21 protein-coding genes and 1 riboswitch are annotated in these 20,544 nt (G+C 74.2%); of the genes, 13 read left to right on the top strand and 8 right to left on the bottom strand.

What is annotated here, in order from left to right; translation table 11 throughout:
- Positions 1 to 73: 73 nt before the first annotated feature.
- On the top strand, positions 74 to 1,666 hold the full coding sequence (gene abc-f, locus ABT041_RS00925) for a ribosomal protection-like ABC-F family protein (protein ID WP_502976316.1): 1,593 nt from the start codon (positions 74 to 76) through the stop codon (positions 1,664 to 1,666).
- A gap of 110 nt (positions 1,667 to 1,776) precedes the next feature.
- Here abc-f and cobN read toward each other — a convergent pair whose 3' ends face one another.
- Positions 1,777 to 5,394, bottom strand: a complete 3,618-nt coding sequence (gene cobN, locus ABT041_RS00920; RefSeq protein WP_351176842.1) for a cobaltochelatase subunit CobN — start codon at positions 5,392 to 5,394, stop codon at positions 1,777 to 1,779.
- A gap of 36 nt (positions 5,395 to 5,430) precedes the next feature.
- Positions 5,431 to 5,573: riboswitch (cobalamin riboswitch) on the bottom strand.
- 73 nt (positions 5,574 to 5,646) lie between these two features.
- On the opposite strand from cobN, the gene ABT041_RS00915 reads away from it, so the two are divergent.
- From ABT041_RS00915 to cobJ, 3 genes are read left to right on the top strand one after another with little or no spacing between them, the layout of a single operon-like run.
- Positions 5,647 to 6,888: a ferredoxin-like domain-containing protein gene (locus ABT041_RS00915; RefSeq protein WP_351176840.1), complete on the top strand. Its 1,242-nt coding sequence runs from the start codon at positions 5,647 to 5,649 to the stop codon at positions 6,886 to 6,888.
- Complete coding sequence (locus ABT041_RS00910) at positions 6,885 to 7,538, top strand: precorrin-8X methylmutase (protein WP_502976315.1); 654 nt, start codon at positions 6,885 to 6,887, stop codon at positions 7,536 to 7,538. Before ABT041_RS00915 ends, ABT041_RS00910 begins: the two co-directional genes overlap by 4 nt.
- On the top strand, positions 7,535 to 9,022 hold the full coding sequence (gene cobJ / locus ABT041_RS00905) for a precorrin-3B C(17)-methyltransferase (RefSeq protein ID WP_351176837.1): 1,488 nt from the start codon (positions 7,535 to 7,537) through the stop codon (positions 9,020 to 9,022). The genes ABT041_RS00910 and cobJ overlap by 4 nt, the downstream gene beginning before the upstream one ends.
- A gap of 72 nt (positions 9,023 to 9,094) precedes the next feature.
- On the opposite strand, the gene ABT041_RS00900 is transcribed toward cobJ, so the two are convergent.
- A complete protein-coding gene (locus ABT041_RS00900) occupies positions 9,095 to 9,826 on the bottom strand; it encodes a cobalt-precorrin-6A reductase (protein ID WP_351176834.1) in 732 nt (243 codons plus the stop codon).
- 12 nt (positions 9,827 to 9,838) lie between these two features.
- Between ABT041_RS00900 and ABT041_RS00895 the strand changes: the two genes are divergently transcribed.
- Positions 9,839 to 10,984: a cobalt-precorrin-5B (C(1))-methyltransferase gene (locus ABT041_RS00895; RefSeq protein WP_351176831.1), complete on the top strand. Its 1,146-nt coding sequence runs from the start codon at positions 9,839 to 9,841 to the stop codon at positions 10,982 to 10,984.
- 88 nt (positions 10,985 to 11,072) lie between these two features.
- Here the strand turns inward: ABT041_RS00895 and ABT041_RS00890 are convergent, their stop codons facing one another.
- Positions 11,073 to 11,765 (bottom strand): hypothetical protein, encoded by a 693-nt coding sequence (locus ABT041_RS00890; protein WP_351176828.1) that lies wholly within the window; start codon positions 11,763 to 11,765, stop codon positions 11,073 to 11,075.
- An 83-nt stretch (positions 11,766 to 11,848) separates the two neighbouring features.
- On the opposite strand from ABT041_RS00890, the gene ABT041_RS38970 reads away from it, so the two are divergent.
- Positions 11,849 to 11,923 carry a 50S ribosomal protein bL37 gene (locus tag ABT041_RS38970; RefSeq protein ID WP_099895366.1) on the top strand — a complete coding sequence of 25 codons (75 nt, stop codon included), beginning with the start codon at positions 11,849 to 11,851 and terminating at the stop codon, positions 11,921 to 11,923.
- A gap of 57 nt (positions 11,924 to 11,980) precedes the next feature.
- Here the strand turns inward: ABT041_RS38970 and cobM are convergent, their stop codons facing one another.
- Genes cobM through ABT041_RS00875 form a run of 3 tightly spaced genes read right to left on the bottom strand, consistent with a single transcriptional unit; the run spans position 11,981 to position 14,148 of the window.
- Positions 11,981 to 12,730 (bottom strand): precorrin-4 C(11)-methyltransferase, encoded by a 750-nt coding sequence (gene cobM, locus ABT041_RS00885; protein WP_351176826.1) that lies wholly within the window; start codon positions 12,728 to 12,730, stop codon positions 11,981 to 11,983.
- Positions 12,727 to 13,959 carry a precorrin-6y C5,15-methyltransferase (decarboxylating) subunit CbiE gene (gene cbiE / locus ABT041_RS00880; RefSeq protein WP_351176824.1) on the bottom strand — a complete coding sequence of 411 codons (1,233 nt, stop codon included), beginning with the start codon at positions 13,957 to 13,959 and terminating at the stop codon, positions 12,727 to 12,729. Before cbiE ends, cobM begins: the two co-directional genes overlap by 4 nt.
- Positions 13,960 to 14,007: 48 nt before the next feature.
- Positions 14,008 to 14,148, bottom strand: a complete 141-nt coding sequence (locus ABT041_RS00875; RefSeq protein WP_351176821.1) for a DUF6126 family protein — start codon at positions 14,146 to 14,148, stop codon at positions 14,008 to 14,010.
- 102 nt (positions 14,149 to 14,250) lie between these two features.
- Between ABT041_RS00875 and ABT041_RS00870 the strand changes: the two genes are divergently transcribed.
- Together ABT041_RS00870 and ABT041_RS00865 are read left to right on the top strand one after the other, a co-directional pair.
- Entirely contained in the window at positions 14,251 to 15,333 is a 1,083-nt protein-coding gene (locus ABT041_RS00870; RefSeq protein WP_351177621.1) for an LLM class flavin-dependent oxidoreductase, read from the top strand.
- 4 nt (positions 15,334 to 15,337) lie between these two features.
- A complete protein-coding gene (locus ABT041_RS00865; RefSeq protein ID WP_351176818.1) occupies positions 15,338 to 15,961 on the top strand; it encodes an FMN reductase in 624 nt (207 codons plus the stop codon).
- A 377-nt stretch (positions 15,962 to 16,338) separates the two neighbouring features.
- Here ABT041_RS00865 and ABT041_RS00860 read toward each other — a convergent pair whose 3' ends face one another.
- Together ABT041_RS00860 and ABT041_RS00855 are read right to left on the bottom strand one after the other, a co-directional pair.
- Entirely contained in the window at positions 16,339 to 16,743 is a 405-nt protein-coding gene (locus ABT041_RS00860; protein ID WP_351176815.1) for a hypothetical protein, read from the bottom strand.
- An 85-nt stretch (positions 16,744 to 16,828) separates the two neighbouring features.
- Positions 16,829 to 18,160, bottom strand: coding sequence for an aminotransferase-like domain-containing protein (locus tag ABT041_RS00855; protein WP_351176813.1), 1,332 nt, complete (start codon positions 18,158 to 18,160; stop codon positions 16,829 to 16,831).
- 79 nt (positions 18,161 to 18,239) lie between these two features.
- On the opposite strand from ABT041_RS00855, the gene ABT041_RS00850 reads away from it, so the two are divergent.
- From ABT041_RS00850 to ABT041_RS00830, 5 genes are read left to right on the top strand one after another with little or no spacing between them, the layout of a single operon-like run.
- Positions 18,240 to 19,016, top strand: a complete 777-nt coding sequence (locus ABT041_RS00850; RefSeq protein WP_351176810.1) for an alpha/beta fold hydrolase — start codon at positions 18,240 to 18,242, stop codon at positions 19,014 to 19,016.
- A 37-nt stretch (positions 19,017 to 19,053) separates the two neighbouring features.
- Complete coding sequence (locus ABT041_RS00845) at positions 19,054 to 19,494, top strand: DUF7144 family membrane protein (RefSeq protein WP_351176808.1); 441 nt, start codon at positions 19,054 to 19,056, stop codon at positions 19,492 to 19,494.
- Between the two features lie 11 nt (positions 19,495 to 19,505).
- On the top strand, positions 19,506 to 19,946 hold the full coding sequence (locus tag ABT041_RS00840; RefSeq protein ID WP_351176805.1) for a hypothetical protein: 441 nt from the start codon (positions 19,506 to 19,508) through the stop codon (positions 19,944 to 19,946).
- A 5-nt stretch (positions 19,947 to 19,951) separates the two neighbouring features.
- Entirely contained in the window at positions 19,952 to 20,083 is a 132-nt protein-coding gene (locus ABT041_RS00835) for a hypothetical protein (protein ID WP_351176802.1), read from the top strand.
- Positions 20,084 to 20,101: 18 nt separating this feature from the next.
- The gene (locus ABT041_RS00830) at positions 20,102 to 20,344 is read left to right on the top strand and encodes a DUF2630 family protein (RefSeq protein ID WP_351176799.1); all 243 of its coding nucleotides are present in this window, start codon (positions 20,102 to 20,104) and stop codon (positions 20,342 to 20,344) included.
- The last annotated feature ends 200 nt before the right edge of the window (positions 20,345 to 20,544 follow it).

Raw genomic sequence — 20,544 nt, 5'->3', positions numbered from 1 at the left:
CCGACGTGCCGTACCGTCATCCCAGCGAGACGTCACGTCTCGCGTCCGTGTCCCCGACGGCAGGAGGTCGCCCTTGTTCCGTGCCCGACTCATCGACGTCACCAAGCGCTACGACGACCGGTACGTGCAGCACCGGACCGTCCTCGACCGGGTCTCCCTCACCGTCCGCCCCGGCGAACGCCTCGGCGTCGTCGGCGACAACGGCTCCGGGAAGTCCACCCTCCTCCGGCTCCTCGCCGGCCTGGAGACCCCCGACAACGGCACCGTGACCGTCGACGTCCCCGGCGGCCTCGGCCACCTCGCCCAGACCCTCGAACTCCCGGCGGAAGCGACCGTCGGCGACGCCGTCGACCACGCGCTCGCGGAGCTCCGGGACCTGGAGCGGGCCATCCGTACGGCCGAGACGCAGCTCGACTCCACCGGCGACCTCGCCGGATACGCCGGACTGCTCGCCGCGTACGAGGCACGGGGCGGCGCCGGGGCCGACCGGCGCGTCGAGACCACCCTGCGGCGGCTCGGCGAGCACGGCCCGCTCGACCGCGACCGGCCGCTCGGGACGCTCTCCGGCGGGCAGCGCTCCCGGCTCGCCCTCGCCGCCGTCCTCGCCGCCGAGCCCGAACTCCTGCTGCTCGACGAGCCGACCAACGACCTCGACGACGAGGGCGTCGCCTGGCTGGAGGAACGGCTGCGCGCCCACCGGGGCACCGTCGTGGCCGTCTCCCACGACCGGGTCTTCCTCGACCGGGTCGCCACCGCCGTCCTGGAGGTCGACGAGAACCGCCACACCGTGCGGCGGTACGGCGACGGCTACAGCGGCTACCTCACCGGCCGCGCCGCCGAACGGGCCCGCAGACAGCGTGAGTACGAGGAGTGGAAGGCCGAACTCGCCCGCCACCGGGCCCTCGCCGACACCCACATCGACCGCTTCTCCGCGATCCCCCGCAAGGCCCCGGCCGCGTTCAGCGGGGCGGGCGCCTTCCGTGCCCGCTCACGGGCTCACGGTGCGATGAGCCGCATCCGCGCGGCCCGCGAGAAGATCGCACGGCTCACCGCTCACCCCGTGCCCGCACCGCCGGAACCCCTCCGGTTCCGCACGCACATCACCGGGGAAGGCGCGCCCGTCGACCTCACCGCGATACGCGTCGACGGCCGACTCCGCCTCGACGCCCTCCACCTCGACCCGGGCGAACGCCTCCTGCTCACCGGGCCCAACGGCGCCGGAAAGACCACCCTCCTCCGGATCCTGGCGGGCGAACTCGCCCCGGACGCCGGCACGGTGACCGTGCCCGCCCGGGTCGGGCTGCTCCGCCAGGACACGACCCCACCCCTCGACCCCCGTACGGTGGGCGAGGCCTTCGGAGAGGGCCGCGAGGACGAACTGCTCGCCCTCGGGCTCTTCGAGGGCCGGGATCTGACGACCCCGGTCCGGCTGCTGTCGACCGGCCAGCGCCGCAAGCTGGAACTGGCCCGCCTGGTGACCTCCCCCGCCGATCTGCTCCTCCTCGACGAGCCGACCAACCACCTGGCCCCGGGCCTGGTGGAGGAGATCGAGGCCGCGCTCGCGGAGTACCGGGGCACGCTGATCGTGGTCAGCCACGACCGGCGGCTGAGGGAGGGGTACCGGGGCCGGGTCCTCGAACTGGCCCCGGCCCTCGTCGGCGCTTAGCCCTCGGGGTACCGGGACCGGGTCCTCGAACCGGCCCCGGCCCTCGTCGGGGCTCAGCCCTCGGGGTACCGGGGCCGGGTCCTCGAACTGGCCCCGGCCCTCGTCGGCGCTTAGCCCTCGCCCTCCAGGTCGCCCTCCGTCTCCAGGAACACCTGCCGCAGCGCGGCCAGCGTCTCCGGGTCCGGCTTCTCCCACATGCCGCGCGACTCGGCCTCCAGGAGGCGCTCCGCGATGCCGTGCAGGGCCCAGGGGTTGGCCTCCTTGAGGAAGGCCTGGTTCGTCTCGTCGAGGACGTACTCCTGCGTGAGCTTGTCGTACATCCAGTCGGCGACGACACCCGTCGTCGCGTCGTACCCGAAGAGGTAGTCGACGGTCGCCGCCAGCTCGAACGCGCCCTTGTAGCCGTGGCGGCGCATCGCCTCGATCCAGCGCGGGTTGACCACCCGCGCCCGGAAGACCCGGGAGGTCTCCTCGACGAGCGTGCGGGTGCGGACGGTCTCCGGGCGGGTCGAGTCGCCGATGTACGCCTCGGGGGCCGTGCCCGTCAGCGCGCGGACGGTCGCGACCATGCCGCCGTGGTACTGGAAGTAGTCGTCGGAGTCGGCGATGTCGTGCTCGCGGGTGTCCGTGTTCTTCGCGGCGACCGCGATCCGCTTGTACGCGGTCTCCATCTCCTCCCGGGCCGGGCGGCCTTCGAGACCACGGCCGTAGGCATAGCCGCCCCAGACCGTGTAGACCTCCGCGAGGTCGGCGTCCGTGCGCCAGTCGCGGCTGTCGATCAGCTGGAGGATGCCCGCGCCGTACGTGCCGGGGCGCGAGCCGAAGATGCGGGTGGTCGCGCGCCGCTCGTCGCCGTGCTCGGCGAGGTCGGCCTGCGCGTGCGCCCGCACGTGGTTGTCCTCGGCGGACTCGTCCTCCAGGCCCGCCACCAGCCGTACGGCGTCGTCGAGGAGGCCGATGACGTGCGGGAACGCGTCCCGGAAGAAGCCCGAGATGCGCAGCGTCACATCGATGCGCGGGCGGCCGAGCTCGGCGAGCGGGATCGGCTCCAGGCCGTTCACACGGCGCGAGGCCTCGTCCCACAGCGGGCGGACGCCGAGCAGGGCGAGCGCCTCGGCGACGTCGTCGCCCGCGGTGCGCATCGCGCTCGTACCCCAGAGGGAGAGGCCGACGGAGGTCGGCCACTCGCCGTTGTCGGTGCGGTAGCGCTCCAGGAGCGAGTCCGCGAGCGCCTGGCCGGTCTCCCAGGCGAGCCGGGACGGCACGGCCTTCGGGTCGACCGAGTAGAAGTTCCGGCCGGTCGGCAGGACGTTGACCAGGCCACGGAGCGGGGAGCCGGACGGACCGGCCGGCACGAAGCCGCCGTTGAGCGCGTGCACGGCGTGCGCGAGCTCGTCCGTGGTGGCGGCGAGGCGCGGCACGACCTGGCGGGCGGCGAAGTACAGCACCTCCCGGACGTCGTGGCCGTGGCCGTCGGTGATGCCCGGGATCGCGGCCTCGTCCCAGTCCGCGTCCTCCATCGCCTGGACCAGCGCGCGGGCCGTGGCCTCGACGGCGTCGGCGCTCGTGCGGGTCGCGGCCGACTCGTCCAGGCCCAGCGCCTCGCGCAGGCCCGGCAGCGCCTGCGTACCGCCCCAGATCTGGCGGGCGCGCAGGATGGAGAGGACCAGGTTGACCCGGGCCTCGCCCACCGGGGCGCCGCCGAGGACGTGCAGGCCGTCGCGGATCTGGGCGTCCTTGACCTCGCACAGCCAGCCGTCGACGTGCAGCAGGAAGTCGTCGAAGCCGTCGTCCTCCGGGCGCTCCTCGAGACCGAGGTCGTGGTCGAGCTTCGCGGCCTGGATCAGAGTCCAGATCTGGGCGCGGATGGCCGGGAGCTTCGCCGGGTCCATCGAGCTGATCTGCGCGTACTCGTCGAGGAGCTGCTCCAGGCGCGCGATGTCTCCGTACGAGTCGGCGCGGGCCATCGGCGGCACCAGGTGGTCGACGAGGGTCGCGTGGACGCGCCGCTTGGCCTGGGTGCCCTCGCCCGGGTCGTTGACGAGGAACGGGTAGATCAGCGGCAGGTCGCCGAGGGCCGCGTCGGGGCCGCAGGCGGCGGACAGGCCGGCGTTCTTGCCGGGCAGCCACTCCAGGTTGCCGTGCTTGCCCAGGTGGACCATGGCGTCGGCGCCGAAGCCGCCGTCCTCGGCGCGGGCGGCGATCCAGCGGTAGGCGGCCAGGTAGTGGTGGGACGGCGGGAGATCGGGGTCGTGGTAGATCGCGATCGGGTTCTCGCCGAAGCCGCGCGGCGGCTGGATGAGGACCAGGAGGTTCCCGCGCCGCAGGGCGGCGAGGACGATGTCCCCCTCCGGGTTGCGGGACCGGTCGAGGAACATCTCGCCCGGCGCCGGACCCCAGTGCTCCTCCACCTGCTCGCGGAGCTCGGCGGGCAGCGTCGCGTACCAGCGCTTGTAGTCGGCGGCCGGGATGCGGACCGGGTTCTTCGCGAGCTGCTCCTCGGTCAGCCAGTCCTGGTCGTGGCCGCCGGCCTCGATGAGGGCGTAGATCAGCTCGTCGCCGTCGCCGGAGACCAGACCCGGGAGGTCGGCCTCGGGCCCGAAGTCGTACCCCTCGGCGATCAGCCGGCGCAGCAGGGCGACGGCGGAGGCGGGGGTGTCGAGACCGACGGCGTTGCCGATGCGGGAGTGCTTCGTCGGGTACGCGGAGAGGACGAGCGCCAGCTTCTTCTCGGCGTTCGGGATGTGACGGAGCCGGGCGTGCCGGACGGCGATGCCGGCGACGCGGGCGGCGCGCTCGGCGTCGGCGACGTACGCGGGCAGACCGTCGGCGTCGATCTCCTTGAAGGAGAACGGGACGGTGATGAGCCGGCCGTCGAACTCGGGCACGGCGACCTGGCTGGCGGCGTCGAGCGGGGAGAGGCCCTCGTCGTTCTCCTCCCACGCCGACCGGGAGCCGGTCAGGCACAGGGCCTGGAGGATCGGCACGTCGAGCGCGGCGAGCGCGCCCGCGTCCCAGGCCTCCTCGTCGCCGCCGGCCTGCGCCTCGGCGGGCTTGGTGCCGCCGGCGGCGAGGACGGTGGTGACGATCGCGTCGGCCGTGCGCAGGGTGTCGACGAGCTCCGCCTCGGGGGCGCGCAGGGACGCCACGTACAGCGGGAGCGCCCGGGCGCCGGCGTCCTCGATGGCGCCGCAGAGGGCGTCGACGAAGGCGGTGTTGCCGCTCATGTGGTGGGCGCGGTAGTAGAGCACGGCGACGGTGGGGCCGGTCTCGTTCCGTGCGGTCCGCTCCAGCGGGCCCCAGGTGGGGGCGGCGGCCGGGGCCTCGAAGCCGTGGCCGGTGAGCAGGACGGTGTCGGAGAGGAAACGGGCCAGCTGCTCCAGGTTGGCCGGGCCACCGTGCGCCAGATAGGCGTGCGCCTCGGTGGCGACGCCGACGGGGACGGTGGAGGCCTCCATCAGCTGGGCGTCGGGGGCCTGTTCGCCGCTGAGCACGACGACCGGCTTTCCGGCGGCGAGGACCGTGTCCAGGCCCTCCTGCCAGGAGCGGACGCCGCCGAGGAGCCGGACGACGACCAGGTCGACGCCGTCGAGCAGGTCCGGGAGGTCGGCGAGGGGGAGCCGGGAGGGGTTGGCGAAGCGGTACGCGACCGCTCCCTCGGCCTGGGCGGCATTGGCCGCGCGGGCGCTGAGCAGGTCGGTGTCGGAGTGCGACAGCAGCAGGAGCATGGCGAGCTCAGGCCCTTCCTCGGGGTTGTCCGCGCCCCGGGTGGTCAGTGGACGGCGGGAGTTCCTGACTCACCCGTCCCCTCGCGGGTACGGGCTCACAGTGGCGGGACCGCGCCGGATTCTCACCGGGCTTCCTCCCCGGGGTCCTGGGACCCCATGCCGATCTGCATCCTAGATCGTGGCGTCGACGGGCCCCAGGGAACGGCGGGGTCGACCGGATCACACCCAGTGGCCGGCCGGTTCCCCGTGGGTATGCTCGCCGCCATGCCGCCCACCCCACCTCCGACGCCCGAACCGGGCGAAGTTCGCATACGGGACCGTGGCGACGCCTGCCCCGGGGCGCTGCGCCTGCACCCCGCCGACGACGGACGCCTCGCCCGACTGCGCCTGCCCGCAGGACGCCTGACGGTCCATCAGGCAGAGGTTCTGGCCCGGGCCTCCGAAGCCCTCGGCGACGGGCGGATCAGCATCACCTCGCGCGGCAACGCCGAGCTGCGCGGCCTCGGCGAGGGCTGCGGGGCGGAGCTGGCCGAGCTCCTGGCCGGGGCGGGGCTGCTGCCCTCCCCCACCCACGAACGCGTCCGCAACATCGTGGCCTCGCCGGCCGCCGGCCTCGACGGACTCGGCTACGCGGACGTGCAGTTGTGGGCGCGTGAGCTCGATGCCGCCCTGTGCGCCGAGCCCCGGGCCGCGTCCCTTTCGGGACGGTTCCTGTTCCTCCTCGACGACGGACGCGGGGACGTCGCCGGACTCGGCGGCGATGTGAGCTTGATCGCAGGACCGGACGGGTCCGTCCTGCTGCGGCTCGGCTCGCTGGTCCTGCGGCTCGCCGCCGCCGACGCCGTCCCCGCCGCCCTCACCGCCGCCCTCGCGTTCCTCGACGCCGCCGAGGCCGCCGGGAACGGGGCCTGGCGGCCGCACGAGCTGCCCGACGCGCACGTGCCGGACTGGGCCGGGGCCCTCGCGCGGGCCGGGATCGCGGCGGAGCCCGTACCCGTACCGCAGCTTCCCGTGTCCCCGCCGCCCGCCCCCGGTCCGCTCGGCGACCGGGCCCTGCACGTCCTCGCCCCGCTCGGCCGGCTGACGGCCGCCCAGCTGCGGGCCCTGGCCGACGGGGCCGAGGAGCTGCGGCTGACCCCCTGGCGGGGAGTGGTCGTCGTCGGGGCCCCGGCCGACCGGCTGCCCGGCCTGGAGACGTACGGCCTGGTCACCCGGCCGGACCTGCCCTCGGTCGGGGTCAGCGCCTGCACCGGGCGGCCCGGCTGCGCCAAGTCCCTCGCCGACGTACGCACGGACGCCGGCCTCGTCCACCGCGGGGGCCTGCCCGTCCACTACTCCGGGTGCGAGCGCCGCTGCGGCCACCCGCACGGCACCTGGGTCGACGTCCTCGCCACCGGCGACCACACCTACCTGGTGGACGGCGTCCCCACCCCCCGCACCTCCCTGCCCGAAGCAGTGACCACGGCCCGCAGCCTGCCGACCCACACGAGATGAGCGAGAGCACCAGGATGTTCGACTACGAGAAGGACGGGACGGAGATCTACCGCCGGTCCTTTGCCACCATCCGCGCCGAGGCGGACCTCGCGGGCCTGCCCGCCGACGTCGCCCAGGTGGCGGTCCGGATGATCCACGCCTGCGGCATGACCGACCTCGTGCAGGACATCGCGTATTCGCCGCAGGTCGTCGCGAGCGCCCGCGCCGCCCTCCGCGCCGGCGCCCCCATCCTCTGCGACGCGCAGATGGTCGCCAGCGGTGTCACCCGCAAGCGGCTGCCCGCCGACAACGAGGTGCTCTGCGCCCTCTCCGACCCGGCCGTCCCCGGCCTCGCCGCCGAGCTCGGCACCACCCGCTCGGCCGCCGCCCTCGAACTGTGGCGGGACCGCCTCGAAGGCTCCGTCGTCGCCATCGGCAACGCGCCGACCGCCCTCTTCCACCTCCTGGAGATGATCGCGAAGGGCGCGGGCAAGCCCGCCGCCGTCCTCGGCATCCCGGTCGGCTTCATCGGCGCCGCCGAGTCCAAGGACGCGCTGGCCGAGAACACCCTCGGCCTCGACTACCTGGTCGTACGGGGCCGGCGCGGCGGCAGCGCGATGACGGCCGCCGCGATCAACGCCCTCGCCCACGAAGCGGAGATCCAGGCATGACCACCGGCAAGCTCTACGGCGTGGGCCTCGGCCCCGGCGACCCGAACCTGATGACCGTCGCCGCCGTGAAGGCCATCGCCTCCGCCGACGTGATCGCCTACCACTCGGCGCGCCACGGCCGCTCCATAGCCCGCTCCATCGCCGCCGAGCACATCCGCGAGGACCACATCGAGGAGCGGCTGATGTACCCGCTCACGGTGGAGACCACGGACCACCCGGGCGGCTACCGGGGCGCCCTGAACGACTTCTACGAGGAGGCCTCGGCCCGCCTCGCCGCGCACCTGGACGCCGGGCGCACCGTCGCGGTCCTCGCCGAGGGCGACCCGCTGTTCTACGGCTCGTACCAGCACATGCACAAGCGGCTCGCGGACCGCTACGACACGACCGTCATCCCCGGCGTGACCTCGGTCAGCGCCGCGGCCGCCCGGCTCGGCGAGCCGCTGTGCGAGGCGGAGGAGGTCCTCACGATCATCCCCGGCACCCTGCCGGAGGACGAGCTGACGGCCCGCCTGGCGGGCACGGACTCGGCGGTCGTGATGAAGCTGGGCCGCACCTTCCCGACGGTCAAGCGCGCCCTCGAGCGGGCGGGCCGGCTGGACGACGCGCGGTACGTGGAGCGGGCGTTCATGGCCGGCGAGCGGACGGGCACCCTGTCCGAGATCGACCCCGACTCCGTCCCGTACTTCTCCGTCGCCGTCCTGCCCTCCCGCATCGACCAGGAGCCCCCCGTGCGGGAGGCGGGCGAGGTCACCGTCGTCGGCACCGGCCCGGCCGGGGCGCCCTGGCTCACCCCCGAGTCGCGGGGCGCGCTCGTCAACGCCGACGTCCTCGTCGGCTACACCACCTACCTGGACCGGGTCCCCGTCCTGCGCCCCGGGCAGATCCGGCACGGCTCCGACAACAAGGTCGAGTCCGAACGCGCCGAGTTCGCCCTCGACCTGGCCCGGCGCGGCCGGAAGGTCGCGGTCGTCTCGGGCGGCGACCCGGGCGTCTTCGCCATGGCGACGGCTGTCCTCGAGGTGGCCTGCGAACCGGAGTACGCGGACGTGCCCGTACGGGTCCTCCCGGGGGTGACGGCGGCGAACGCGGCGGCAGCGGCGGCGGGCGCCCCCCTCGGCCACGACTACGCGACGATCTCCCTCTCCGACCGGCTCAAGCCCTGGGACGTCATCGAGTCCCGGCTCCGCGCGGCGGCGGGCGCCGACCTGGTCATCGCCCTCTACAACCCGGGCTCCAGGTCCCGCACCCACCAGGTGGCCGCGGCCCGCGACCTCCTCCTCGAACTCCGCGCCCCGGAGACCCCGGTGGTCGTCGCCCGCGACGTCGGCGGCCCCGAGGAGTCGGTCCGGATCCTGACGCTGAAGACCCTGGACCCCTCGGAGGTCGACATGCGGACCCTGCTCCTGATCGGCTCCTCGCAGACCCGGGCGGTCGAGCGGGGCGACGGGCGCACGATCGCGTGGACACCGCGCCGGTACGGCTGAGATCCGGGGTGGGGGCGAGGACAACCCTGCCCCCACCCGCGCGTCACACGGGCGTTCCCCCGTGCACGCCCGTCAGCGGGTAGCCACCCAGGCGGCGGCCTCCTCGGGGGTCGCCGCCGTCGGGACGCCCTCCGGGACCGGGGGGCGGCGCACCACGACGACCGGGAGGCCCGCCTCGCGGGCCGCCGTCAGTTTCGGGGACGTCGCCGCGCCGCCGCTGTCCTTCGTCACCACCACGTCGATCCGGTGCCGGGCGAGCAGCTCACGCTCGCCGGCCAGGGTGAACGGGCCACGGTCCAGAAGGAGCTCCGTGCGGGCCGGCACCGGGGTGTCCGGGGCGTCCACCGAGCGGACCAGGAACCACTGCGGGCAGTCGGCGAAGGCCGCCAGGCCCATGCGGCCGGTCGTCAGGAACACCCGGTCACCCAGCCCGTCCAGGGCCCCCGCCGCCTCCTCCAGGGACGCGACCGGGTGCCAGTCGTCGCCGTCCACCGGGACCCAGCCGGGGCGGCGCAGGGCCAGCAGGGGAACATGGGCGGTGGCGGCCGCCCCGGCCGCGTTGAAGCTGATCCGCTCGGCGAAGGGATGGGTGGCGTCGATGACCGCGTCCACGGCGTGCTCCCGCAGCCACGCGGCCAGGCCTTCGACACCGCCGAAGCCGCCGATCCTGACCTCCCCGGCCGGCAGCCGCGGGCTCGCCACCCGGCCCGCGAGGGAGCTGGTGACCCGTACGCCGGTCTCGCCGTGCAGCAGTCCGGCGAGGGCGCGGGCCTCGGTGGTCCCGCCGAGAATGAGTACGTGCACAGGAGCCTCTTCGTGAGTACAGGCGGCGGGCGTGAGGCCCAACTCAAGCACACCGGCCTCCGCCCGGGCTGGACGACCGGTGCCTGCGCGACGGCGGCCACCACCGCCGCGTACACCGCGCTGCTCACCGGCGACTTCCCCGACCCGGTGACGATCACCCTGCCGAAGGGCCAGACCCCGTCCTTCGCGCTGACCGCCGAGTCCCTGACGGGCGGCTCCGCCATGGCCGCCGTCGTCAAGGACGCGGGCGACGACCCGGACGTCACGCACGGGGCCGTGATCCGCTCGACGGTGCGGCTCCTGCCGGCCGGCTCCGGCGTCGTCTTCCGCGCCGGCGACGGCGTCGGCACCGTCACCCTCCCCGGTCTGCCCCTGGAGGTCGGCGAGCCGGCGATCAACCCCGTGCCGAGGCAGCTCATGCGCGAGCACGTCGCCGCCGTCGCCGCCGCGCACGACGCCCCCGGCGACGTCGAGATCACGATCTCCGTCGACAACGGCGCCGAGATCGCCCGCTCCACCTGGAACCCCCGCATCGGCATCCTCGGCGGCCTGTCGATCCTCGGCACGACCGGCGTCGTCGTCCCCTACTCCTGCTCCGCCTGGATCGACTCCATTCGCCGGGGCGTCGACGTGGCCCGCGCGGGCGGCCTCACCCACGTCGCCGGCTGCACCGGCTCCACGTCGGAGCGCACGGTCACCGGGATCTACGACCTCCCCGAGATCGCCCTCCTCGACATGGGCGACTTCGCGGGCGCCGTCCTCAAGTACATCCGCCGCCATCCCGTCGACCGGCTCACGATCTGCGGCGGCTTCGCCAAGCTCTCCAAGCTGGCCGCCGGGCACCTGGACCTCCACTCGGCCCGCTCCCAGGTCGACAAGGCCTTCCTCGCGGACCTGGCCCGCACGGGCGGCGCGTCGGAGTCCCTGGCCGGCGAGATCGCCGAGGCCAACACGGGCCTCGCCGCCCTCCGCCTCTGTGAGGCGGCAGCCGTCCCCCTGGGCGACCTGGTCGCCGCCCGCGCCCGCGACGAGTCCCTGGCCGTCCTGCGCGGCGCGCCGGTCGCGGTGGACGTGATCTGCATCGACCGCGCGGGGACGGTGGTGGGACGGTCGTCGGTGGCGGGGCCGGCGGGCGCGGCTGGACCGGCGGGCGCGTAACCCCCGCCAGGGCCTTAGTCCCCGCAGTCCCCGCGCCGGCCGCACCCGCCCCCACGAGCCCGCCCCCGCCGGAGCGGGCCGAGCCCCGTCAGGCCTCCGTCGGGTAGCCGATCTCCGCGATGTCCTCGGCCAGGTCCGCGAGCTCCACCTCCGGGTTGAGGGTCGCCACCAGCTCCGGCGTCAGCGGGCGCAGGGCCAGGACGTGGCGTACGGCCTCCAGGTCGACCGGGGTCTCGTAGTAGTCCGACGCCCATTCGGCGTACGCCTCCGCCGAGCGGTCCACGAGCAGGTGGAGGAGGCGGCCCGAGCCGTCCGGGTCCTCGCGGTCGTCGCCCGCGTCGGGGTACTCGACCGTGCCCGTGTGCCAGGCCGTGTCCGTCGGCTCGCGCCACATGCAGGCCGTGGTCACGTGCACCCCGTCCTCGTCCGTGAACGCGGGCTCCGTCAGGTACTCGGCGAACGCCTCCGGCACCCCGTCGAGCACCCCCGGCCAGGTCTGCCCGTCCGCGAGCTCCCCGAACGGGCTCAGCGGCGACTCGTGGGCGAAGACGCGGGCGAACGCCCCCGCCGGCGAGAGGACGATCGTGTACTCGTCTCCCTGACCGTCCTTCATGGACGCCAGCTGCTCGCGCTCCGACCAGTGCGCGTCGAAGGAGTAGTACCGGCTCTCCCACTCCGGGCTCAGGACGGCGTCCAGCATCGCGAGACCCCGGGAGTGGTCGCGCAGTTCCTCGATGCCCGGCAGCGCCCGGGCCACGTCGTAAACGGTCACGTGGGCCATTCAAGCCCCTGGCACCGACATGCGGGCCCCCGGCCCCGAACCTAGGCTTGCGAGGGCAGCGTCCCCGAGCGAGAGGGAGTCCCATGGCCAAGCGCGGCAACAAGAAGCGGGCCCGCAAGAAGAAGAAGGCGAACCACGGCAAGCGGCCCAACGCCTGAGCCCCACGGCGACCGCACGGCGGCCGGACCCCACACAGGGGTCCGGCCGCCGGCGTGTCAGCAGGTGTGGCGGTCCCTCGCCGGGTCGTACAGGTGGCTGTCGCGGAACTCCGAGGCCGCGAGCGTGCGGCCGACGATGATCACCGCCGTCTTCGTGATGCCCGCCGCCTTCACCTGCTCCGCGATGTCGTCGAGGGTGCCGCGCAGGATCACCTCGTCCGGCCGGCTCGCCATCGCGACCACGGCCACCGGGCAGTCGGCGCCGTAGTGGGGGACCAGCTCGGAGACGATCCGGTCGACGTAGCGGGCGCCCAGGTGGAGGACGAGCAGGGCGCCGCTGCGCCCGAGGGTCGCGAGGTCCTCGCCCTCCGGCATCGGGGTGGCCTGCTGGGCGATGCGGGTGAGGATGACCGTCTGGCCGACCGTCGGGACCGTCAGCTCCCGCTTCAGCGCCGCCGCGGCCGCCGCGAACGCGGGGACGCCCGGCACGACCTCGTACGGGATCCCGGCCGCGTCGAGCCGCCGCATCTGCTCGGCGACCGCGCTGAACACCGACGGGTCGCCGGAGTGCAGCCGGGCCACGTCCTGGCCGGCCTCGTGGGCGGCGGTGATCTCCGCGACGATCTGGTCCAGGTCCAGCCGGGCCGTGTCGACGAGCCTGGCGTCCGGCGGGCACTCCGCGAGCAGCTCGGTGGGGACGAGCGAGCCGGCGTAGAGGCAGACCCCGCACTTCGCGAGGGTCCGCGCGCCGCGCACGGTGATGAGGTCGGCCGCGCCGGGGCCCGCTCCGATGAAGTAGACGGTCATGAGTCGGTACAACCCTTCGTTACGGACCATTGCGTGACGGGCATGGCCTGGCGCCAGCCGGTGAAGCCGCCCACGGGCACGGCGGTGGAGACGGCGAGCCGGACGAGTTCGCCGCCGTGGCGGCCGTACCACTGGGCGAGCAGCGCCTCGGATTCGAGGGTGACGGTGTTGGCGACGAGCCGGCCGCCGGGTGCCAGGGCCTCCCAGCAGGTGTCGAGCAGGCCGGGGGCGGTGAGGCCGCCGCCGACGAAGACCGCGTCGGGGGCCGGAAGCCCGGCGAGCGAGGCGGGGGCCGGGCCGGTGACGACGCGCAGGCCGGGTACGCCGAGGGTGTCGGCGTTGCGCGTGATGCGGGCGGCCCGCTCGGGGGACTTCTCCACGGCGATCGCCCGGCAGGAGCGGTGGCTCCGCATCCATTCGACGCCGATGGAGCCGGAGCCGCCGCCGACGTCCCAGAGGAGTTCGCCGGGGGCGGGTGCGAGGGCGGCGAGGGTGGCGGCGCGCACGTACCGCTTGGTGAGCTGGCCGTCGTGCTCGTACGCCTCGTCGGGGAGCCCGGGCACGGCGCCGAGCCGGAGGGTGCCGGGGTCGCGTACGCAGTCGAGGGCGAGGACGTTGAGGGCGTCGGTGCGCTCGTGGGGCCAGTCGGCGGCGGTCCCGTCGAGGACCCGCTCGGCGGGGCCGCCGAGCTGTTCGAGGACGCGGATCCGGGTGCCGCCCCAGCCGGTCGTGCGGAGCAGGTCCGCGACCCGCGCGGCCGTGTCGGCGCCTTCGCTGAGGACGAGGAGCCGGCGGCCGTCGTGCAGGGCGGCGGAGAGCCCGGCGAGCGGCCGGGCGACGACGGAGAGGGTCTCGACGGCTTCGAGGGGCCAGCCGAGGCGGGCGCAGGCGTACGAGACGGAGGACGGGTGCGGGTGGACGTGAAGGCCGGCGGCGCCGCTCTCGGCGAGGGTGCGGGCGATGCCGTAGAAGGAGGGGTCGCCGCTGGCGAGGACGGCGATCGCGCGGCCCTCGTGGGCGGCGAGCAGTCCGGGGACGGCGGGGCGCAGCGGTGAGGGCCAGGTGATCCGCTCGCCGGGGCAGTCGGCGGCGGGCAGGAGGCCCAGCTGGCGGGGGGCGCCGATGAGGACCTCGGCGGCGCGCAGGACACGGCGGGAGCTCTCGGGGAGCCCGTCCCAGCCGTCCGCGCCGATTCCGACGACCGACACCACCGATATCGCAGCGTTCACGTCGGGGACTCTACGTGAGGGCCGCAGGTGGGCGGTGTGTGGCGGCCCTCACTTCTGGGCGTTCTGCCCGACGTAGAAGAGCAGCCAGACGAAGCCCGCGAAGGCGTGGGTGGCGAAGACGTACACGAAGACGCGGAGCATCACGCCCCGCTCTTTCCAGCGTTCGTTGTCGTGCGTCTTCTCGGTCATGGCGTCCAGGGTACGGGCCTCCGGAATAGAGCAGGGGGTCGCGCCGTTGGAGCGGATAGTTTAAGCTTCAACCACCAGCAGGAAACGCGAGAGGTGAGCACGATGCAGTTCGGGATCTTCACCGTCGGCGACGTGACGACCGACCCCACCACCGGCCGCACCCCCACCGAGCACGAGCGCATCAAGAACACCGTCGCGATCGCGCTCAAGGCCGAGGAGGTCGGGCTCGACGTCTTCGCGACCGGCGAGCACCACAACCCGCCGTTCGTCCCTTCCTCCCCGACGACCCTCCTCGGGCACATAGCCGCCCGCACGGAGAACCTGATCCTGTCCACGTCCACGACGCTGATCACCACCAACGACCCGGTGAAGATCGCCGAGGACTACGCGACCCTCCAGCACCTCGCCGACGGCCGCGTCGACCTGATGATGGGCCGCGGCAACACCGGACCGGTCTACCCGTGGTTCGGCCAGGACATCCGCCAGGGCATCCCGCTCGCCATCGAGAACTACGCGCTCCTCCACAAGCTGTGGAGGGAGGACGTCGTCGACTGGGAGGGCAAGTTCCGCACCGCCCTCCAGGGCTTCACCTCCACCCCGCGCCCGCTCGACGGCGTCCCGCCCTTCGTCTGGCACGGCTCCATCCGCTCCCCCGAGATCGCAGAACAGGCCGCCTACTACGGCGACGGCTTCTTCGCGAACCACATCTTCTGGCCCAAGCAGCACACCGAGAAGATGGTCCGGCTCTACCGCCAGCGGTACGCGCACTACGGCCACGGCACCCCCGAGCAGGCCATCGTCGGCCTCGGCGGCCAGGTCTTCCTGCGGAAGAACTCGCAGGACGCGGTACGGGAGTTCCGCCCGTACTTCGACAACGCCCCGGTCTACGGCCACGGTCCGTCCCTGGAGGAGTTCAGCCGCGAGACCCCGCTGACCGTCGGCTCCCCGCAGGAGGTCATCGAACGCACCCTGTCCTTCCGCGAGTACGTCGGCGACTACCAGCGCCAGCTGTTCCTCGTCGACCACGCCGGACTGCCCCTCAAGACGGTCCTGGAGCAGCTCGACATCCTCGGCGAGGAGGTCGTCCCGGTGCTGCGCAAGGAGTTCGCCAACCTGCGGCCCGCCGGCGTCCCGGAGACCGCCCCGCTCCACCCGTCCGTCCTCGCGTCGAAGCAGGAGGTCTGAGGTCATGCAGACGCTGAAGCTGGTCGCCGTCTCCGCCGGCCTGAGCTCCCCGTCCTCCACCCGGCTGCTCGCCGACCGCCTCCTCCAGGCGGCCCGGTACCGGCTCGCCGAGCAGGAGTACGCCGTCGACGTCGAGGTCGTCGAACTGCGCGACCTCGCCGTCGACATCGCGAAGAACTTCGTGACGGGCTTTCCTTCGGCGGCGCTGGAGGAGGCCATCGAGAAGGTGACGTCGGCGGACGGGGTCATCGCGGTCACCCCCGTCTTCACCGCCTCCTACAGCGGCCTGTTCAAGTCCTTCTTCGACCTGATCGACCCGACCGCGCTGAGCGGCACCCCGGTCCTCGTCGGCGCGACCGGCGGCACGGCCCGCCACTCCCTCGTCCTGGACCACGCCCTGCGCCCGCTCTTCGCCTACCTCCGCGCCTCCGTCACCCCCACCGCGGTCTACGCGGCCTCGGAGGACTGGGGCTCGGGCGGCGACGCGTACACGGAGGGGCTGCCGGCGCGGATCACCCGTGCGGGGAACGAGTTCGCGGACGTGGTGGCGGCGCGGCCGGCGCGCCGCTCGGCCGACGAGGAGATCGTCCCGTTCGAAAAGCAACTGGCGGACCTGCGCCTGGACTGAGGCCCGGGGGGGCGGGCATGCACCCGGCCTGGGCGGTGCCCCGGCCCACCCCCCCCGTGTGGGCAATCGTCCCGCAGGGCGATGGGGGTCCCCCCTGCTCGAGCGAAGCCGAGAGCTTGGGGGAGGGTGGGCACACGGGACGGCGCCCTCAGCGGCGCCTCCGCGTTCCGCGCCTGGACCCGCGCCCCATGTGCACCGAGCTGGTGGTGCGGGTCAGGGCACGGAAGCCTCTGGCGTCGGCAAGGGCGCCGTTCCGTTGTGCCCACCCTCCCCCAAGCTCTCGGCTTCGCTCGAGCAGGGGGGACCCCCATCGCCCCTTGCGGAACGCCTGCCCACAACGGGGGGGCACCGCCCCGGCGGAACGCATGCCCACAACGTCACCAGGGTGCCGGGTGGCCCGCCGCGTCCTCGTGTGTGTAGAAGAGGTAGTACGCCGCGACCCCCACGCACGCCCCCACGATCAACCCCAGCAGCACCGACGAGTAGATGCTCGCGTCGGAGAGGCTGAAGAGGAAGCCGACCGCGATGCCGGCGAGCGCGCCCCACGCGGTGCCCCGCGCCTCGCGCGGGAGGACGTGCTGGTAGCGGTGGAGACCGTACAGCGCGCCCGCGAGGACGACGGCCGAGATGAGGCCGAGCCAGAACTGTCCCCAGCTGAGCGCCCCGCCGTCGCGGGCGATCACCGGCGCCCAGAGGCCGTACAGGACGCCGATCGTGACCGGGAGTCCCCAGCCGTGCGTGCTGATCCGGCGCCTGGTCGGCGCCGCTGCGTGTGCGGCCATGGCAGGAGCTCCTCGTCTCTGGCCCCCCTGGTTCCGGGTCCCGCACCCTCCAGGGCACACCCGCGCCCGGCGCCCCGCAACTGGATCAAGGCCCCTCGGCGGCCACCGTCGCCAGGCGGGCCAGGGCCGCGTCGAGGACCGGAAGGGGCGGCGACGCGAGGCCGAGGCGGACCGCGTCGAACGCCACGCCACGGCCGACGGCGAAGGCGCCGCCGGGGGTGACCGCCACGCCCGCGCGTGCGGCGGCCGCCGCCGTGAAGGTCTCGGCGCGCCAGGGCGCGGGCAGCTCCCACCAGCAGTAGTACGCGTGCGGGGAGGTCCGGAGGGCCTGGTCGCCGAGCCGGTGCCGCACGAGGGCGTGCCGGGCCTCCGTGTCCGCCCGCTTGAGCGCGACCGCCTCGGCGACCGTCCCGTCCCCGGTCCAGCGGGTGGCGGCGGCGAGCGCGAGCCCGCCGGCCGTCCAGGCACCGGAGCGCAGGGCGTCGGCCACCGGCGCCCGGAGCCGCGACGGCACCACGAGGTACCCGACGGTCAGTCCGGGGGCGAGCCGCTTGGAGAGGCTGTCGACGAGGAGGACCCGCTCGGGGGCGTGCGCGGCGAGCGGCGCGGGCGAGTCGGGGAGGAGGAAGGCCCAGGTGGTGTCCTCGACGGCCGTCAGGTCCAGGCGCCGGAGCAGCTCGGCGAGTTCGGCCCGCCGTCCTTCCCCGGCGGTCGTGGAGAGCGGGTTGTGGAGGGTGGGCTGGAGGTAGACGGCGGAGAGGGGCGCGCCCCGGTGGGTGGCCTCCAGGGCCTCGGGACGTACTCCTTCTTCGTCCAGGGCGAGCGGTACCAGGCGGATGCCGAGGCGTTCCGCGACGGCCTTGACCAGGGGATACGTGAGCGCTTCGACGCCGAGGCGGCCGCCGGGCGGTACGAGGGCGGAGAGCGCCGCGGCGATGGCCTGGCGGCCGTTCCCGGCGAAGAGGACGGCGTCGGGGTCGGGGGCCCAGCCGGGCCGGGCGAGTACGGTCACCGCCGCCTGACGGGCCTCGGCCGTGCCGGTCGCGGCGGCCGGCCGGGACACGGCCTCGGCGAGCACGTCGGGCCGGGCGAGGGCCGCGAGCGCGCGGGCCATCAGCTCCGGCTGCCCTTCGGCGGAGGGGTAGTTGAGCTGGAGGTCGACGGGCGCGGCGCCGGTCGCCTCGGCGAGCGCGGGCCCGGGCAGCGGGGGCGCGGCGCGGACGAAGGTGCCGCGCCCGACCTCGCCGACGACGAGGCCCCGGCGGGCCAGCTCCCCGTACACCCGTATCGCCGTCGAGTTCGCGATCCCGTGGCGGCGGGCGAAGGTGCGCTGCGGCGGCAGCCGGTCGCCGGGGCGCAGCCGCCCGTCCCGTACGGCCGCCTCGACCCGGTCGGCGATCCTCCGGTACTCCTCCACGTGCCCCTGCCCCCCCCTGATTGCACCGAGAGCAAATATCTTATTGCACCGACCAGTTGGGGCTGCCTAGCCTGCCGTCATGCCCACCACCTGCTACGAGGACCGGGGCACCGGCCCCGCCCTCCTCCTCGTCCACGGCCACCCCTTCGACCACACGATGTGGCAGCCGCAGATCGACCGCTTCTCCCGCACCCACCGCGTCATCGCCCCCGACCTGCGGGGTTACGGCGCCACTCCGCTCGGTCCGACGACCGGCGCCACCGGCCTCGGCGACTTCGCCGAGGACCTCGTCGCCCTCCTCGACGACCTCGGCATCGACGAGTGCGTCGTCGCCGGCCTCTCCATGGGCGGCCAGATCGCCATGGAGCTCGTCCGCCGCCATCCCGGGCGGGTCCGGGGCCTCGTCCTCGCCGACACCTTCCCCGCCGCCGAGACCGAGGACGGCAGGAAGGCCCGGAACGCCATGGCCGACCGGCTCCTGCGGGACGGCATGCGCGGGTACGCCGACGAGGTGCTGGACCGGATGGTCGCCCCGTACAACACGCACGCCGCACCCCACGTCCACCGCATGATGACCGCCACCGACCCGGTCGCCGCGGCCGCCGCCCTGCGCGGCCGGGCCGAACGCCCCGACTACCGCGCGACGCTCAGCACGGTCGCCGTGCCCGCGCTCGTCGTCGTCGGCCGGGACGACACGTACACCCCGGTGGCGGACGCGGAAGAGATGCACGCCCTGCTCCCCCAGTCCACGCTCACCGTGATCGAGCGGGCGGCGCACCTGCCGAACCTGGAGCGGCCCGAGGAGTTCGACGCGGCCCTCGACGCCTTCCTCCGCTCACTCGTTCGGCCCCGTTGAAAGTTCGGAATCGTACGAACGCTCCGACGATGGGGCCATGAGCCAGAACACCGCACCCCGCCCGTCGGGCACCAAGCCGAGCAGCACCTCCGGCGCCTGGGCCGCCGGCGGCACCCTCTTCGCAGGCGTCCTCATGCTGGTCACCGGCTTCATGGACATCTTCCAGGGCATCGCAGGCATCGCCGAGGACGACGTCTACACCCGCATCGGCGACTACGTCTTCAAGTTCAACCTCACCACCTGGGGCTGGATCCACCTCATCCTCGGTGTGATCGTCGCCATCGCCGGCTTCGGCATCCTCAGGGGCGCCGAGTGGGGCCGGGTCGCCGGTATCGCCCTGGCCTCCCTCAACGTCCTCTTCCAGTTCCTCTTCCTGCCCTACCAGCCGTGGTGGGCGCTCTTCTCCATGGCCATCTCGATCTTCGTGATCTGGGCGCTGGCCACGGACGAGCGGTACGGCCCGGACGAGACGTTCTGAGGCGCGGCCCGATGCGACGGACCACGGCAGCCGCACTCGCCACCACCGCCGCCCTCCTCGTCCCCCTCGCCTCGCTCACCGGCTGCGACTCCGCCACGGACAAGGCCGGCGAGATCGTCTCCTCCGCCACGGCGGCCGTCGCCTCGGCCGCCCAGGAGAAGATGAACGAGGTCAAGGACGGGGTGAACGCCGGCGACGACGTCAAGGCCGGACCGACGAGCACCGACGGGGACCGCACGGTCGCGCAGATCACCGCGACCAACCCCAAGGACAAGACCGCCGACTACACGATCATGGTCAACTTCCGTGACGGGAACGGCAATCTGCTCGACGCGGTCGTGATGAACATCGACGGTGTCGAAGCCGGCAAGTCCAAGACCGGTACGGCCCGCAGCAACCGGACCCTCTCCGGTGCGACCAAGGCGGAGATCGCGCAGGCCCTGCGACACTGAGGCGCGTGGACCCGGCCCTCGCTCCCGCCGCACCCGAACCGCAGCCCCTGCGGCCCAGGCGCCGAACCGCCGCCTGGGCCGCCGGGCTGCTCCTGGGCGTCCCGCTCGCCGATCTCGACCTGCGGGGCGGGCGCTGATCCGCCACCCTGGAAGGCATGGAAAACGAGGAGATCCTGGACGACATCGGCGCCCTCGTCGAGGAGGAACGCGCCCTGCGGGAGCGCTCGGGCACCGGCGGCCTCGCCCCCGAGGAACGCGCCCGCCTCGCCGACCTCGAGGTACGGCTCGACCAGTGCTGGGACCTGCTGCGGCAGCGGCGGGCGAAGGTGGAGTTCGGGGAGGACCCGGACGAGGCGACCCTCCGCCCGGCGGCGGAAGTCGAGTCCTACCGCAACTAGCCCCGCCGACCCCGCACCCGCGGCCGGGCGGGCGGTGCCCCGCGCCCGTGTGGGCAATCGTCCCGCAGGGCGGGACGGGTGGGCACACGGGACGGCGCCCTCAGCGGCGCCTCCGCGTTCCGCGCCTGGACCCGCACCACCCGGGACGGCGCACACGGGGTGCGGGTCAGGGCGCGGAAGCCTCTGGCGCCGGCAAGGGC

The organism is Streptomyces sp. NPDC002825, assembly GCF_040295385.1.
In the GTDB taxonomy this organism is placed as follows: Bacteria; Actinomycetota; Actinomycetes; order Streptomycetales; family Streptomycetaceae; genus Streptomyces.
This window is presented reverse-complemented; position numbering and strand designations above follow the sequence as displayed.